The following is a 17,050-nucleotide window of genomic DNA, read 5'->3' as shown; positions in this document are numbered from 1 at the left end:
AAAGGGCTTTTTTGTTAGTTGAAATGCACCTTAGCAGAGAGTTAATCTATTTTATTAATCATCAAAAAAAACATAGAAATTAAGAGAGGGAAAAATGGCAATTAAGAAATCCGAGTTATACAGTTCTCTTTGGGCAAGTTGTGATGAGCTAAGAGGTGGAATGGATCCAAGTCAATATAAGGACTATATATTGGTTTTGTTGTTCGTAAAATATGTGTCTGATAAATACGCAGATGATACTGATGCCATTATTGAAGTACCCGAAGGTGGTAGTTTCAAAGATATGCAAGCCTTAAAAGGCACGAAAGATATTGGCAACCAGATTAATATTATTATTGGTGTTTTAGCAGGTGCAAATGATTTAAAAGGCGTGATTGATGTGGCCGATTTTGCCGATGACGATAAATTAGGCAAAGGCAAAGAAATGGTGGATAGGCTCACCAATCTTATTACTATTTTTGAAAACCCCGCCCTTGATTTTAGTAAAAACCGTGCGGCAGGTGATGATATTTTAGGTGATGCTTTTGAATACCTGATGAAAAACTTTGCCACTGAAAGCGGCAAAAGCAAAGGTCAATTCTATACGCCAAGTGAGGTAAGCCGGGTAATGGCAAAAGTGCTGAACATTCACCATGCTACCAATAAAACTACTTTCTATGACCCTACTTGCGGATCGGGTTCGTTGCTTTTAAAAGCAGTAGATGAGGCCGATGGGAAAGGAACTATTTACGGGCAGGAGAAAGACGTGGCAACTGCCGCCCTGGCTCGTATGAATATGATTTTGCACGGACAGGAAGCCATCCAAATCCATAGAGGACAAAGTACGCTTTCAGACCCGTTTTTTAAAGATAATAATGGCTATCTGAAAACTTTTGATTTTGTAGTAGCTAATCCTCCTTTTTCTTCTAAAAACTGGGCTACGGGTTTTAATCCACAAGACGATCTTTATGGACGTTTTGAAAAAGATGAGATTGAAAGCAAAAAAGCCAATAAAGCAGTCTATAAAACGCCTCCAGATAAAAACGGAGATTATGCCTTTCTGTTGCATATTCTGAAATCATTAAAAAGCACTGGTAAAGGGGCTTGTATTCTGCCGCACGGTGTCTTGTTTAGGGGTAATGCTGAAGCCGAGATTCGTAAGAGCTTAATCGAAAGAGGATACATTAAGGGCATTATCGGTTTACCTGCCAACTTATTTTATGGCACTGGTATTCCGGCTTGTATTATTGTATTGGACAAAGAAGGGGCTGAAGAACGCAAGCATATCTTTATGATAGATGCCAGCAAGGGCTATATGAAAGACGGAAACAAGAACCGTTTGCGTGAGCAGGATATTCATAAAATTGTGGATATTTTTAACAAGCAAACGGAACTACCGAAGTTCAGCCGTTTGGTAAGTATAGAAGAAATCAGCGACCCAAAAAATGATTTCAACCTGAATATTCCTCGGTACATTGATAGTCAGGAAGCGGAAGATATACAGGACATAGAAGCGCATCTATTAGGCGGTATTCCGAATGCTGATATTGAAGCGTTAAATCAATATTGGGAAGTGTACAAGACTTTGAAAGCAGAATTGTTTGCCGCAAGCAGCAGACCTAATTACAGCCAGCTAAAACTCAGCAAAGAGCAGATCAAGCAAAGCATTTTTAATCACCCTGAATTTGTAAGTTTTAGTGAGGAAATGGACGCTTTGTTTACCGACTGGAAAACCCGAAATACCAAGCTACTAAAAGCTTTAATCATTGGCGTTAAACCCAAAGAAACTATTGCACGTATTTCGGAAGATGTGCTGACGACCTACACGGATAAAGCCCTGATTGATAAATATGATGTATATCAGCATTTGATGAATTATTGGCATAAGGTAATGCAAGATGATTGTTATCTAATAGCCGCAGATGGATGGAAAGCCGAACTAAGTATTATCAGACAAACCAAATCGGCGACATTCTGGGATTGTGACCTTGTACCCAAAACTTTGGTGATTGACCGCTATTTCTTACACGAGAAAAAAGCCATTGAGCAATTAGAAGCTGATAAAGAAGCCATTGCCACGCAACTAAGCGAACTGGAAGAAGAACACAATACAGAAGATGGTTTCTTTGCTGAATTGGACAAAGTAAACAAAGCTAACATACAAAAGCGACTAAAAACGATTGATAATCCTATGTTCAGGGCAGACAATGCCGAAGAAGTGAAAGTATTAAAATCCTATATTAAGCTCGTTGATGACCAGGCTGACCTGAATAAAAAAATAAAGGAAGCCACAACCGCTTTAGATATTAAGGTAATTGAACGCTACAAAACATTGACCGAGAGCGAAATAAAACAATTGGTAGTAGATGATAAATGGATGGCAAGTATAGAGCGCAGTGTAAAAACTGAAATGGAACGCATCAGCCAACGTCTTACTCAGAGGATAAAAGAATTAGCCGAACGCTACGAAACACCACTACCAAAACAGGTTGCTGAAATAACTGAATTAGAAGAAAAAGTAAATGCTCACCTTCAAAAAATGGGATTCGCATGGAACTAAGCAAAGGTTATAAAAATACGGAAATTGGCGTTATTCCTAGTGATTGGGAGGTAATAAAACTATTTGATATTATTGAGCCTAATAGAAGTATTAGATATGGAATAGTTCAGCCAGGGAAATTCGAGCCAAATGGTTGCCTAATGCTTAGGAGTCAAGATTATTCAAAAGGGTGGAGTAATTCAGATGAGATGCATAGAGTAGATGTAGTATTAGAAAATCAATATAAAAATGCTAGGTTAAACAAAGATGATTTAATAATGACTGTTGTAGGTGCTGGAATCGGTCAAGTGGTAATTACACCAAGTTGGCTTGATAAAGCGATTGTTTCAAGGAGTACCGCTAGAATTGCAATTGATAAAACAAAGGCCGCAAAAGAATACATTTTGTGTTGTCTTATAAGTCCACTTGGTATAAAACAAATATTGGATGCTCAAAAAGAAGGAGCACAGCCTGTAATAAGTTGTCTTGATTTGGCAAAATTTAATATACCTTACCCGCCTATTCAAGAACAAAAAGCCATAGCTAAAATTCTATCCGACACTGATGCCTTGATAAATAGTTTAGAAAAACTCATTACCAAAAAACGCAACATTAAGCAAGGGGCAATGCAAAAACTTCTGAAACCAAAAGAGGGTTGGGAAGTAAAAAAGTTGGGGGAAATTCTTAAAGTAAAACACGGAAAAGACCAAAAAGAATTTCAATCTGAAAATGGTAATTACCCTATTTTAGGAACTGGTGGGCTTATGGCTTTAAGCAGTAAATTCTTGTACGACAAGCCATCTGTATTAATTGGAAGAAAAGGAACGATTGATAAACCACAATTTATGCAAACACCCTTTTGGACTGTTGATACATTGTTTTATACTGAAATATTCAAAGGTTACGATGCGAAATTTATTTACTACATTTTCAACTTGATAGATTGGTATTCTTACAATGAAGCGTCAGGAGTTCCGAGCTTAAATGCAAAGACTATTGAAAAGATTGAAAAAGGATTTCCAAGCTTTGAGGAACAAACCCGCATCGCCACTATCCTCTCTGATATGGATAATGAAATAACTGGCTTAGAAGCCAAATTAGAGAAATACAGAAAGGTAAAACTGGGAATGATGCAAAACCTTTTAACTGGTAAAATAAGATTGGTATGAGTGCAGCAACCAACATACAAAACGTAGATGTACAGGTATTAAGCTTCAACGAGTTTTTTACTCAAACTGCCACTTATCCTGTTGGCATTGATAGTTATCAGCGTCCGTATGTATGGGGGAAAAGCAAAATACAGGAATTAATCAAAGATTTACAGGAGTATTTAGAAAAGCCTAATGATTTGTCCTACTATATGGGCAACATTCTATTGCATCAGCACGACGAAAAACAAAAACTATTTATTATTGACGGACAACAAAGGCTTACCACGCTATGTACTTTATACTATGTGTTGCACGGAAATTTATTATCTAATGGTAAAATGGCTTTAGAATATCGTTCACCTATTTCAGCTAAAAATATTCTTACTGCCAAAACACTTTTTCAGGAAATTAAAATAGAATGGCAGACCAAAATAGAATTCTTATTTAATAATTTAAAATTCACTTTTATTACTACTCTATCTGAAGATTTAGCTTTCACGTTCTTCGATACGCAAAACAACAGAGGAGTAAAACTGAACCCCACAGATTTATTAAAAGCTTATCATTTACGAGCCATCGGCAGTGCCGAATACATAAACATCCAAACCGATTGTGCAACCCGATGGGAGAAAATACAAGGCAGTAAAACCTTGTTTGGTCAAAAAAAAGATTTCATAGCCGAGCTTTTTCATCAATTTATATGGCGTAGTCGTTGTTGGAATGGGCAAAAAGTAATTTACAGAGAAAGAGACGAAGATATACTCAACGAATTTCAAAAGAAAACAATTGAACATACAAAGCCTGACATTGTGCCATTGTATCCTAATACCAATAATGCATTGGCAACAGCCTTACAGTTAAAATCGCAACATCAATTTACTTTATATCCTGCTGCTGTAGAAATGAGCAGTACAAGTGCTTACCTGCCATTCACATTTAGGCAACCTATAAGCAAAGGTTTAGGTTTTTTTCTATTTGCCGAAAAATATGCCGATTTAGTTAAAATTCTTTTCTTCAATCAAGATAATACTAATACTGAAATAAAAGCAGTTAGAGCATTTTATGACCAAGTGTTAAAACATATTTCGCTTTATTTAAAAGAACTGTACTTACTGGCAATAGTCATGTATTTCGATAAATTCAGTACTAATCGTTTGCTAGAGTTTACGCTTTGGTTTGACCACGTTTTGGGAGCATTACGGTTAGATAAGTATTATATTTTTAAAGAAACTACGATTAAATTTTTAAAGGAAACCGACAATAATATTTTCGATGTCATTAGTCAATCTTTCCGTCCTGATGAAGTAATAGCTTTTTTAAGCGACTTAAAATATGCAGGCCAAAATCTGGAAATAACAAAAATATACGCCCGTTCTGAATTACCAGATAGTGGAGTAAGAGGTGTATATAAAAATAGTGTACTGAAATACTATAACAAAACAAATCTTTCTGGTAAAGCCAACTGGATAACCAAAAACCTATTAAATAGCAAATTATAGTGACTATACAATCTACTTTAATATCATTGCAAGATGTTGTGAATAAAAATTTCTTTTTCAGTATACCTATTTATCAGCGTTTATATGTTTGGGAAGAGAGTCAAATAAAAACCCTACTTGAAGACATTAAAACCGCCCATTTTAATGAGAAAGAAATATTTTATTTAGGGGGTGTACTGGTAGTAGAAAACGAGCAAATCTCCAATGGTATAGTATATGACTTAATTGATGGACAACAGAGATTTACTACACTTTGGATGATTAGTGTCATATTTCAAAAAAGCTTAACCCCATTTATAGAGAGAAAAGAATTAGAAAGAAATCGTCACAGAGTTCATTTTGCTATTCGTGAAGATATATATAGGTATTTTAAGCAATATATTTTGGGTTTCAAAAATGGTAAGGCCAACACTAATATAGAGAATGCTTTAGCATATATAGATACTTTTAAAAAGGAATTAGAAAAAGAGGAAGCAGGAAAAAGCAGTAAATTTGCTCAATTTATATACGAAAAAGTACAATTGATTTTTACTGAAGTTCCTAGAGCAACAGACCTTAATAAATTATTTGAAATAATTAATAATAGAGGCGTCCAGTTGCAACACCACGAAATCCTAAAGGCACAATTACTAAACAAACTGAATCCTGAAGACAGGCTGAAGTATAGTTATATTTGGGATGCTTGTTCGTTTATGGAAAGTTATGTAGAAAAAAATATAAAAGAAATAGCTAAAGTAAGAATACAAGACCTATATGATAACGAAATTGCAAAAACAGGAGAGGAGAAACTAAGCCTTGCCTCAAATATATTAGGAGCCTTAACTGAACGTCAAATTGAAGATTTTGGAGTATTGAATCTAGAAACCATTTTATCAAATGACAATATTAAACTTGAAGACGATAAAAATACTGAAGAAGAAGTTTATGAAGCAGATGAAGTAAGAAGCATCATTTCATTTCCAATGTTGTTACAGCATACGCTTCGAATATTTTTAGCACAACATAAAAAGACTGACATTCCAAAAATATCAGATAGAGAACTACTGAACATTTTCGAGCAACATTTTCTTACTAAAGACAAAGATGAGGAACAATTAAAAACAGACATTGCCTATTTTATAGCACTGCTCTGGAAAGTGAGATATGTATTTGATAAGCATATTATTAAATGGGTTCGGTTAGAAGATGGAGACACACATCTTATTTGTAAGTTGGAAAAGTATAAAAGTGAAAATAATTTCTATTTAAGAAGAAGGCAGCCAGAAGCTAATGAAGGAGAAGCATTATTGCAAAGTCTTCTGTATCATTCTCAACAAATCACAACACATTATTGGCTTACACCATATTTGAAATTTTTAGTAGAAAACAAAGGTCAAGATAGTTTTAATTATTTAAAGCACTTAGACAATCATTTGTTGTGTTCAGCAGATGCAGAAAGTTTAATTGTAAGAACCCGAAAGTTCTTAGAACAATTCGATTACACCTCTACCTATGACATTTCATTATTGACACAACCAGAAGGAACAAGCTTTCCACATTACTGGTTTTACAAATTGGAATTTGTATTATGGGATAAACTAAAAGACAATAAAGGTGAGCGATGGAAAAATTTTAAATTCACTGCTAAAAATTCGGTAGAGCATATTTCGCCACAAACCCAAAAAGATACAGACACAAATACTGTTTCAGAATTAATGCTTAATCATTTTGGTAATTTGTCTTTAGTTTCGCGTAGTATCAATTCTGAATACAGCAATTTGCCGTTTAATGAAAAGCGGCAGCGATTTATAAACAACAATAAGGATAAATTAGATAGTTTGAAAATGGATTTAATTTATGCTAATGATACTTGGAGTGATTCAATTGCCAAGCAACATCAAGATGACATGATATTATATTTAGAAACTTATTTAAGAAGCACTACTATATGAGCAAAGTCGGACAAATAGAACGTGCCACCCAAAACCGAATTGTTGCCTTGTTTCAGCAACAATTGAATTACCGCTATCTGGGTAATCTCGAAAAGGTAGAAGGAAACAGTAATGTTGATGAAACTTTACTAAAAGCACATTTAACCCAACAAGGGTATAACCCGGCACTCATCACCAAAGCTCTGTTTGAGTTTAAAAAAATTGTAACCATCAATTCAAACGATGACCTTTACCAGGCCAACAAAAACGTATATGCTGCCCTCCGGTATGGTATCAACGTAAAAGAAGAAGCCGGACAAAATAAAGAAACCGTTTATCTGATTGATTGGAAAAACCCACTCAACAATGATTTTGCCATTGCCGAAGAAGTAACTATTAAAGGGCAATACAATAAACGCCCCGATATAGTCATCTATGTGAATGGCATTGCCATAGGCGTTTTAGAACTCAAACGTAGCACAGTATCGGTTTCAGAAGGTATCCGCCAGAATAACGATAACCAGAAACATCTCTTTATCAAGCCTTTTTACACAACTATTCAACTGGTAATGGCAGGACAAAATGTAGAAGGCTTGCGATATGCCGCCATTGATACCTCGGAAAAGTACTATTTAAAATGGAAAGAAATAAACGAAGATTTTAATCCAAACGATACCTATCTTTTAGAACTTACGAAACCTCTCAGAGAGCAAGCTGACAAAGCTGATAATCTTTTAGATAAGAATATCATTGAAATGCTAGGCAAAGAACGCCTGATTGAAATCATGCATAATTTTGTAGTGTATGACAGAGGGCAAAAAAAGCTCTGCCGTCCCAATCAATACTTTGGCTTAAAAGCCGCGCAGGAAAGTATCCGTCAGAAAGAGGGCGGTATCATCTGGCATACACAAGGCAGCGGTAAGAGCTTAACAATGGTATGGCTCACCAAATGGATACGAGAGCATAATCCCAATGCAAGGGTTTTAATCATAACCGACCGTGATGAGTTAGATAAACAGATTGAAAAGGTTTTCAAAGGAGTTGATGAACAGATAGTAAGAACCAAAAGCGGAGCCGATTTGATTGATAAATTAAATGCTACATCGCCGTGGCTTTTGTGTTCACTCATTCATAAGTTTGGTAACAAAGAAGAAGGCCGTGCTTCCGATTATGATAACTATTTACAAGAACTAAAGAATAGCCTACCCAAGAATTTCAAACCCAAAGGCGATTTCTACGTATTTGTAGATGAATGTCACAGAACCCAAAGCGGCGACTTAAATAAAGCCATGCGGCAGCTATTAGGCGAAAAAGCCATATTTATTGGTTTTACCGGAACTCCCCTTATGAAAGCCGATAAGCAAAAAAGCATTGAGATTTTTGGTAAGTACATTCACACCTACAAATTTGATGAGGCTGTCAAAGATGGCGTAGTGTTAGACTTGCGATATGAAGCAAGAGATATTGAGCAAAAAATAACCTCATTAGATAAAATTGATGCTTGGTTTGACAGCAAAACAAAAGGGTTAACCGATTTTGCCAAAACTGAATTGAAGCAAAAATGGGGAACCATGAAAAAGGTTTTCAGTTCAGTTGGCCGCCTGCAAAAAATTGTCGCAGATATTCTGCTGGATATGGAGACCCGGGAGCGACTACAAAATGGCAGAGGGAACGCCATTCTGGTTTCAGATAGTATTTATAACGCCTGTCGCTATTATCAGTTATTTCAGGATAGCGGTTTTATACGGTGCGCCATCGTAACCTCATTTGCCCCTACCCATAGCGATATTAAAGGCGAAGGTGAAAATTATACTGAAAAGATTATGCAGTATGAGATTTATCAAAAAATGCTTAAAGGCAAACCCCCCGAAGATTTTGAAGATGAAGTAAAAAAGCGTTTCATAGATGAACCTGCCCAAATGAAACTCCTGATAGTAGTTGATAAGCTATTAACGGGATTTGATGCCCCAAGTGCTACCTATCTCTATATTGACAAAAGCATGAGAGACCACGGCTTATTTCAGGCCATTTGTCGGGTAAACCGTCTGGACGGAGAAGACAAAGATTATGGGTATATCATTGACTATAAAGATTTGTTTGGCAGCTTAGAAAACGCCTACAACAATTTTACATCAAAAGCCTTTGAGGATTACGATAAGAAAGACGTGGAAGGCTTACTAAGCGACCGATTGACCAAAGGCAAAGAACGCCTGGCTGATGCCCGGGAAACAATTAAAGCCTTATGTGAACCCGTATTGCCACCCAAAGAAACAAAAGATTACATTGCTTATTTCTGTGGAAATCCGCAAATAAAAGAAGACTTGAAAGACAGCGAACCTAAACGCGTAGCTTTATATAAGGCAGTTATTTCGCTTATTCGTGCCTACGCCAATATTGCTGACGAAATGCCGGAAGCAGGGTATAAACCTGCTGAAACAGCAGCTATTAAACAGGATTTGAAGCATTTTGAAAGTGTTCGCAAAGAAATACAGTTAGCCAGCGGCGACTGGGTGGATTTGAAACAATATGAGCCTGCCATGCGGCACCTAATTGATAGCTACATAGGCGCAGAGGAAAGCCAAAAGGTTTCGGCTTTTGATGATTTTAGTCTGGTAGAACTTCTGGTAAAAGATGGCGAAAGTGCTTTAGATAAATTGCCCGACAACATTAAAAAGAACAAAGAAGCAATGGCCGAAACCATTGAAAATAACTTGCGGAAAGTAATAATTGAAGAAAGCCCGACAAACCCGATTTATTATGAGAAAATGAGCATTTTGTTGAATGAGCTAATCCAGCTAAGAAATGAAGAAGCCACAGAATATGAAGCCTATTTGAAAAGCATAGTTGATTTAGCCATAAAAGTAAAAAAGCCTGAAACAAGTAAGGAATACCCCACAAGCATAAACACCCAGGCCAAACGTGCATTGTATGATAATTTAGACAAGGACGAAATGCTAACGCTTGGCTTAGATAGCGCTATAATTGAAGGCAAACATGATGATTGGGAAGGCACTTTATCGAAAGAAAAACATTTAAAGAATAAAGTGGTTAAGCCTGTATTGGAAGAGTTTGGGAAGTCTGAAAAATTAGACCAAATTTTTGAAATCATCAAACAACAACACGGGTATAAGTGAGAATGGAAGAAACAAGCGTTTTAAATATCACACCTGACATATCTATTGATGTGGTTCGTAAAAACATCAAACATATGCACCTGGCGGTATATCCACCAACGGGCAGAGTGCGTATTGCAGCACCTATGCGCATAAACGATGAGGGCGTAAAACTTTTTGCCATTTCAAAATTAAGCTGGATAAAAAAGAACCAGCGCAATTTTGTTGCCCAGGATCGACAAACCCCACGCCAGTTTAAGGAGAGAGAGAGCCACTATTTTCAGGGCAAGCGCTACCTGCTGCGAATAACAGAACAGGACACTCCATCCAAAGTAGTAATAAAGACCAAAACTTATATAGACCTGTATATAAGACCCAATAGCACTACAGAGCAACGTCAAGACATTATTAATGAGTGGTATCGGGCAGAACTAAAAAAGCTCATTCAGCCTATTATTGATAAATGGCAAAGCCGTATAGGGGTCACAGTCAACGATTGGCAGGTAAAGCAAATGAAAACCAAATGGGGAACTTGCAATATTGAGCAAAAACGAATCTGGATAAATCTTGAATTGGCGAAAAAACCTGTAATTTGTTTAGAATATATTGTGGTGCATGAACTGATACATTTATTAGAACGCTACCATAATGACCGTTTTTTAGCATTGATAGATAGTTTTCTGCCACAATGGAAATTTTATAGAGAAGAACTCAATCGTTTTCCGGTAAGTCATGGGGAGTGGACTTATTGAGTAGGATTAATGGCTTTAGTTACGTTATGATCTAACATTTTCATTTTCTCCTGTTTTTAATATTCTATTCTAACTATTATGGGGAGGTTATTGGTACACGAGTTGGTACACTGCAAAATTCAATCTTATGAATAAAAATATTTAGATTAATTAAGTCATTGGAAAATATGATGGGCGTAACAAGGATTGAACTTGTGAACTCTTCTGTGTCAAAAAATGCTAGGTTACTTAGTTGAATTTAATTATATTTGTAATATAATAGTATTATAAATTAGAATTTTACAGGCATAACTAACATCATGATATCACTTATAACTCCTTCTAAAGCCCAAAGAAAACTTACTGATAATATCCGTAGGAGACGTTTGCTTATGGAGTTAACTCAGGAAGAATTAGCGGAACGCTCAGGCGTTGCTCTACCAACCTTAAGGAAATTTGAGCAGAAGGGGACTATTTCTCTGGAATCCTTTCTCAAACTTCTTTTAGTAGTTGGCGGACTTGAGGAGATCATTGACTCTACAAAACCAAATAAACCGCTATTCAATTCGATTGATGATGTGCTCAAGGAGGACAATCGTTCAACACGTAAACGAGGGCATCGGAAATGAAAAAACCAGTATCAGATATTAAAGTAGGTTTGGATTTTGGTGAAGAGATTTTGCCTGTCGGGCGTTTAGCTGCTCGTGACGGGGTTATCTATTTTGAGTATCACAATTCTTTCCTTCAATCGAACCTTGAAATTTCTCCACTACGTTTACCTCTAAAATCGGGAGTTTCTTCATTTGCGCCACGACCTTTTGAAGGCCTGGCAGGCGTATTCAGTGACAGTTTGCCTGATGGTTGGGGACGCTTATTATTTGACCGCTATATGCAATCACAAGGCGTACTGTCATCAGAGATAACACCTCTTGAACGTTTGGCCTATGTGGGATTAAAAGGTATGGGAGCGTTGGTCTATGAACCCGACTTTAGTCAGCCTAATATACATGATTTAATTCAGCTGGATTATTTTGCCGAAAAAGCTGAAGAAGTACTTACTGGCAGTTCAGGTGAAGTTATAAAAGAACTCTTGAGTCTAAATGGTTCATCTGCTGGAGCAAGGCCTAAAGCCCTTATCGGCCTTGATAAGAATCGCAAAAGTATATCACCCGGAGTAAAACATCTCGCAGAAGGGTTTGAACCCTGGCTTGTCAAATTTCCTAATACGCTAGATGGGACAGACGCTGGAGTCATAGAATATGTTTACGCTATTATGGCGAAAGAAGCAGGCGTGAATATGCCTGATGTACATTTATTCCCCTCACAAAAGGGAGCTGGTTATTTTGCCGTCAAGCGTTTCGATAGAGATGGATTAAAGCGATATCATATGCACACAGCCGCAGGCTTGTTACACAGTGATTATCGAATGCCTTCATTGGATTACGAAGATTTACTGACTCTCACGGGAGCACTTACCAAAGATATTCGTGAAGTAGAAAAGATGTACCGTTTGGCTGTTTTCAATGTATTGTCACATAACCGAGATGATCACGCCAAAAACTTCAGTTTTCTGATGGATAAAACCGGACAGTGGAAATTATCTCCTGCTTATGACCTTACCTTTTCCAGTGGCCCCAGAGGTGAGCAAAGCACTATGGTTATGGGTGAGGGGAAAAACCCAAAAGAGCAGCACTTAATAAAGTTAGGACTTGAAGCCAAACTTTCAAAACAATTGATTGACTTTATCATAGCTCAAACCAAATACGCATTAGGGCAATGGAAGAAATTAGCTACAGAATATGGGGTAAGCCCTACGAATGTAAATTTAATCGAGAGTAATATTAGAAGAACTTAAATTGGGAAGTATTGATTTACACTCTTTTATTAGCGATATTACCGAAAATGTATCTGAAACACTGATTATCAATGAACGTAAATCTGAATCTATTCGCAATCCATCAATTAATGTACACTTCTTTCAGAATGGCATATACCCAGCTGATTTAGGTGAACCAACATTCCCTCACGTTTTTGGAGCTTTTGCAAATGCATTCTATAAAAATACAGGGAAAAGACATTATAACCATCCTTCTAAGTCTGATTTACTTAAATCTTGACTAAATAAGGTAGATAAATGCTGAAAGTAAGCTTTTAGTTAGGTTGAATAGAGAGTTTTAAAAGAGATGGTTCGTTACTATCTCTTTTATTTTAACTTGCCGTTAGATGATACACAATAACAAAAAAATGAATGCTAATAATGTTTTTTCAATCATGTAAAACATTCTATTTTTAATTTTTTTATTCATCACATTTTTGCAAATCATCTAAAATCAGATATTCTGTAGAAGTATTTTTTTTATAAGTCTCATTCTATTCAATAAAACAAGCTACTTCAACGCTTGACTATGTTTAGGGACTGTCACGCCACCACCTGCAATTGGAGAGATTTTATTGTCTTTACCATTAAAATCATCGTTATCGTCATCATTATTTTCATTATCGTCTCCATAAAGCTTTTGAGCAATATTATTTATCTTTCTTATAAGAGGCTTAAAATCTTTATATAGTTTTCTTTTCTCTTTGCTCACATGTTTTTCTAAATCATTTTTTAGAAATAATTCACTGATCTTTACATTTAAACTATAACATATCCTATCTAATATATCTAATGTTGGATTAGCTTTATTATTTTCAATATTCGATAAATAGGGATATGGTACTTCTGCTAAACTAGCAAGTTCTCTGATGGTCAGTCCTCGCTCTTCTCGTAGTGATTTCAAAGTCGGACCGATATTTATAAGGTTTCTTTCGCCGTTCATATTTTTTATATTTTACTCTTATACTATGAAATAGATATAAAAGTTTATTTATCACACTTATTTGTTTATTCGCAGAAATTTTTGGGTAAGCGAGTTCATAGCCTATCCAGGTGAACTATCAAATTGATAGTAGGTAATACATACAAAAATTAAACAGAAAGAATTATTTCTATTGATAGTTATATTTATCCAGATTATCAGAAATTAACACATAACCTTCACGCTTACTATCTGGATGAAAATAGGCAAGCTCGGAAATTATTTTATCGATGACTCTAGCTGCTTTAAACCATTTAGGTTTTGAATTCTTGTTTATTGATGTTAATCTATTTAATAACGAAAACAATAGTGAAATTATTTCCTTACATCGATTTACTTCGTTAAATCTTTTTTTCTCTCTGCTATAATCCTGTAATTTCTTTATTCCGATATAAAGGTCGAGAAGAAGGTCTATTTCTTTAATTCTAGTATCACTCGTTGCAAAAGATATGCTCATTATTAGCCTATTTGTGGTTTATATTTCAACTAAAGCTAATGAGCTCACAGGAGTTCAGTAGCATTCCTGAACAAAATTAATATATTTTTTTGAGCATATGAACTTTTTAGAAAAAATATTTTGTTACTATATATGATAACAACTTCGTTGTCCCAAAAATCCCATTACAAATGGCAAACAAAAAACAATCATCTTCTTCCGTAGCCTCTTTAGCGGCAAAGGTATTATCAAAATCAGGATCATCCGATATTGCTAAAAGCTTGGCGGGTTCTGCTCTTTCTCAATTCAAATCAGGGAATCAGACAGGAGCAAAAATCGAAAGTGTGGCATCAAAAGCACTTAGCAGTATGAAATACAGCAGCCAGACAAAAAAGCTGGCGGGTTCAGTTCTATCGCAATCGGATAAAAAAAGATGAATTCATTAACCATCATCGACGCTCATGAACAATAATGGAAATTTTAAAAATTAAAATAAATATTCTTAAATGAACTTAGCACTAATTCAGGAACTACATAGAGAATTTGATACGACCATTAACGAGTCCGTAAAACAGCAAAGGAATATTGATTTTGACGAAATTATTCGTGGAAATAGAACAGAGTTTCTACGTGAATCTGCACTGAAAAGCGCAATTCAGACAAAGCTTGGGAATTCTTATCATACATACTTAAATAATCAGGTAAATACAGATGTGGTTCTATTATTTATAGATATGTGTAGCTTTTCTACCCGGTTTGGTCACTACACTAACGCACAGTTAGCAAATTTACTTGACCAATACTATGCTTTGGTAATACCTACGATTTATAAATATGGTGGTGAAATTGATAAGATTATTGGAGATGGAATTATTTGTTTATTTGGTCAGCCATTTTTAAGCGCTGTTGGCAGCCAGTTGTTTCAAAAAGCTGAAGACTGTGCGAAAGAACTCATTACTAAAACCAAAGGTGGGCCATTTAAATCAAAAATTGCGATACATGATGGTACAATAATGTACTATCGTAATAAACAAGTACAATATCCTGAGTATACTATTATTGGTAAACCGATAACAGAGTTACATAGACTGGAATCGATTTGTGAAGATGAGAAAATCAATTTTTACAATTCAACAAATTACTATAATTACACAAACACAAAATACCATTCTCAGCCTTGGTATCTCTCAGCCTTAAAAGGCATAACTCCACTACTTAAGGGCGTTACCTATAATCAAAGAAAATGTTTAGAAAAAATATAATTTAATTAGAATGAATACAGTAAAACAATTATTAGATGAAGTAGAAAATGATATACGAGATATTTTAAGTAGCAACTTTGAGTTAATAACTTCAAATACTCAGTCAGTGCCCAGCTATGAAGATTGCGATCTGACATTTGAAAGAGGTCAGATAAAAAAAGGCAAGAATATAGATACGTGTGTATTATTTATTGATATAAGGAATTCTGTCGCTCTGAATAATACGCATAGAAAAGACTCAATGGCTAAACTTTATTCTGCCTTTGCAAAATCAGTTACTACCACTGCCTATAACTTCAACGGCGCTGTAAGAAATATAATTGGTGACCGCGTTATGGTTGTATTTCAACCAGAAAATTGCTTTAAAAATGCAATGGAATGTGCCATTACTCTTAATACAATTTGCCGGAAACTTATTAACAAATATTTTCAACTCAATGATTTTAAGTGTGGGATAGGGATTGCTTTCGGTAATATGAGGGTAATAAAAGTCGGTATTCAAAAGCAAGGTGCAGAGAGAGCCTCTTCGAAAAACCTTATCTGGGTCGGCGATCCGGCAAATGTAGCGTCTAGATTGACAGATATAGCTAATAAAGATATGACTACAACACAAGTTAAGTACTCATACGAAACCTTTCAGTTTTATCCCGAAAATCAGAAATCCTATCTATCTCTTCAATCAGGTCTGCCTGTTGTAGGTTTGGGTCAATCTAAGCCGAATCCTAAACTTACTTTCAAAAAAGTAATTGCAGAAAAGACCGTAGATTTGGAAATTTTCATAAAAAAATCGAGAATTAATGAGAAAGGAGATTTAGTTCTTAATGAATTCTATGAAAAAAAAGTGCTGGCTTTTTCACATGTTGAAACTCACCATATGAATCCTGCGATTTTGATAACTGAAAAAGTTTATACAGAATATAAAAAATTATATCCTGACAGCCAATTACTTACGCAAAATTTCCTTTCTGAGCAAAATATAAAAACTAAAGATTATCACAATAAAATATATGGAGGTGGTATCATATGGAAGGCATAGTAAAAACAGAACTTAAATATATTTTCTCCAATATAAATGATTGGCTAAAATTTGCTGAGGCAAAACATGGAGCACTGATTACATTTAATACAGCAGCTATATTTGGTGTATTGCAGTTGTGGGGCGCATCTACTCAATATAAAGAGTTAGGAATATTTATTGTAATAATTTTTTCTTTATCAATTCTATTATCTTTATACTCGTTCATACCTGTATTTAGTTCCAAAGTTGATTGTATTACCGATGCAGATTTTCAGACAAAAAAAGAAAGTTTGAATATTTTGTATTTTAAGGATTTACACATACTAAATCAGAACCAATTGCTTGAACTTATAGCCAATAAATGTGGTACCACAGAAACCTGCACAAAATTTGATATAAATTTGGCCAGACAAATTATTAACAATGCTCGTATAACAAATACTAAATTTCGGTTTTTCTCTGTCGCAGGCTTTGTTACGTGGAGTGGAGTTCTTTCATTTATTTTGTTACTAATATTTGTACGCTAAAAATCAATACGATTATAAGGAAAAGCC

Annotated in this window: 15 protein-coding genes; 13 read left to right on the top strand and 2 right to left on the bottom strand. The window is 35.4% G+C overall.

Going from position 1 to position 17,050, the window contains the following annotated elements; translation table 11 throughout:
• Positions 1–94: 94 nt before the first annotated feature.
• The 9 genes from ACYVFA_RS16515 (at position 95) to ACYVFA_RS16475 (ending at position 13,039) form a co-directional block, all read left to right on the top strand.
• A complete protein-coding gene (locus ACYVFA_RS16515; protein ID WP_460472951.1) occupies positions 95–2,539 on the top strand; it encodes an N-6 DNA methylase in 2,445 nt (814 codons plus the stop codon).
• A complete protein-coding gene (locus tag ACYVFA_RS16510; protein WP_460472950.1) occupies positions 2,530–3,687 on the top strand; it encodes a restriction endonuclease subunit S domain-containing protein in 1,158 nt (385 codons plus the stop codon). The genes ACYVFA_RS16515 and ACYVFA_RS16510 overlap by 10 nt, the downstream gene beginning before the upstream one ends.
• Entirely contained in the window at positions 3,684–5,168 is a 1,485-nt protein-coding gene (locus ACYVFA_RS16505; RefSeq protein ID WP_460472949.1) for a DUF262 domain-containing protein, read from the top strand. The genes ACYVFA_RS16510 and ACYVFA_RS16505 overlap by 4 nt, the downstream gene beginning before the upstream one ends.
• Positions 5,168–7,099, top strand: a complete 1,932-nt coding sequence (locus tag ACYVFA_RS16500) for a DUF262 domain-containing protein (protein WP_460472948.1) — start codon at positions 5,168–5,170, stop codon at positions 7,097–7,099. The genes ACYVFA_RS16505 and ACYVFA_RS16500 overlap by 1 nt, the downstream gene beginning before the upstream one ends.
• Positions 7,096–10,212 (top strand): type I restriction endonuclease subunit R, encoded by a 3,117-nt coding sequence (locus ACYVFA_RS16495; protein WP_460472947.1) that lies wholly within the window; start codon positions 7,096–7,098, stop codon positions 10,210–10,212. The genes ACYVFA_RS16500 and ACYVFA_RS16495 overlap by 4 nt, the downstream gene beginning before the upstream one ends.
• A 2-nt stretch (positions 10,213–10,214) precedes the next feature.
• Complete coding sequence (locus ACYVFA_RS16490) at positions 10,215–10,943, top strand: M48 family metallopeptidase (RefSeq protein WP_460472946.1); 729 nt, start codon at positions 10,215–10,217, stop codon at positions 10,941–10,943.
• Between the two features lie 299 nt (positions 10,944–11,242).
• The gene (locus ACYVFA_RS16485; protein WP_460472945.1) at positions 11,243–11,551 is read left to right on the top strand and encodes a helix-turn-helix domain-containing protein; all 309 of its coding nucleotides are present in this window, start codon (positions 11,243–11,245) and stop codon (positions 11,549–11,551) included.
• The gene (locus tag ACYVFA_RS16480) at positions 11,548–12,777 is read left to right on the top strand and encodes a type II toxin-antitoxin system HipA family toxin (protein ID WP_460472944.1); all 1,230 of its coding nucleotides are present in this window, start codon (positions 11,548–11,550) and stop codon (positions 12,775–12,777) included. The genes ACYVFA_RS16485 and ACYVFA_RS16480 overlap by 4 nt, the downstream gene beginning before the upstream one ends.
• Position 12,778: 1 nt before the next feature.
• Positions 12,779–13,039: a hypothetical protein gene (locus ACYVFA_RS16475; protein ID WP_460472943.1), complete on the top strand. Its 261-nt coding sequence runs from the start codon at positions 12,779–12,781 to the stop codon at positions 13,037–13,039.
• Between the two features lie 270 nt (positions 13,040–13,309).
• On the opposite strand, the gene ACYVFA_RS16470 is transcribed toward ACYVFA_RS16475, so the two are convergent.
• Both ACYVFA_RS16470 and ACYVFA_RS16465 read right to left on the bottom strand, forming a co-directional pair.
• Positions 13,310–13,741: a helix-turn-helix domain-containing protein gene (locus ACYVFA_RS16470; RefSeq protein WP_460472942.1), complete on the bottom strand. Its 432-nt coding sequence runs from the start codon at positions 13,739–13,741 to the stop codon at positions 13,310–13,312.
• Positions 13,742–13,910: 169 nt separating this feature from the next.
• On the bottom strand, positions 13,911–14,237 hold the full coding sequence (locus ACYVFA_RS16465; RefSeq protein WP_460472941.1) for a hypothetical protein: 327 nt from the start codon (positions 14,235–14,237) through the stop codon (positions 13,911–13,913).
• Positions 14,238–14,407: 170 nt separating this feature from the next.
• Here ACYVFA_RS16465 and ACYVFA_RS16460 point away from each other — a divergent pair, with 170 nt between their 5' ends.
• The 4 genes from ACYVFA_RS16460 (at position 14,408) to ACYVFA_RS16445 (ending at position 17,023) form a co-directional block, all read left to right on the top strand.
• On the top strand, positions 14,408–14,653 hold the full coding sequence (locus ACYVFA_RS16460) for a hypothetical protein (RefSeq protein ID WP_460472940.1): 246 nt from the start codon (positions 14,408–14,410) through the stop codon (positions 14,651–14,653).
• 69 nt (positions 14,654–14,722) lie between these two features.
• Entirely contained in the window at positions 14,723–15,478 is a 756-nt protein-coding gene (locus ACYVFA_RS16455) for a nucleotidyl cyclase domain-containing protein (protein WP_460472939.1), read from the top strand.
• A 10-nt stretch (positions 15,479–15,488) separates the two neighbouring features.
• On the top strand, positions 15,489–16,514 hold the full coding sequence (locus ACYVFA_RS16450; RefSeq protein ID WP_460472938.1) for an adenylate/guanylate cyclase domain-containing protein: 1,026 nt from the start codon (positions 15,489–15,491) through the stop codon (positions 16,512–16,514).
• Complete coding sequence (locus ACYVFA_RS16445; protein ID WP_460472937.1) at positions 16,502–17,023, top strand: hypothetical protein; 522 nt, start codon at positions 16,502–16,504, stop codon at positions 17,021–17,023. Before ACYVFA_RS16450 ends, ACYVFA_RS16445 begins: the two co-directional genes overlap by 13 nt.
• The last annotated feature ends 27 nt before the right edge of the window (positions 17,024–17,050 follow it).

The sequence above is a fragment of the Emticicia fontis genome (assembly GCF_054779675.1).
The sequence above is the reverse complement of the archived record's forward strand: the minus strand, read 5'-3'. Positions and strand labels throughout refer to the sequence as shown.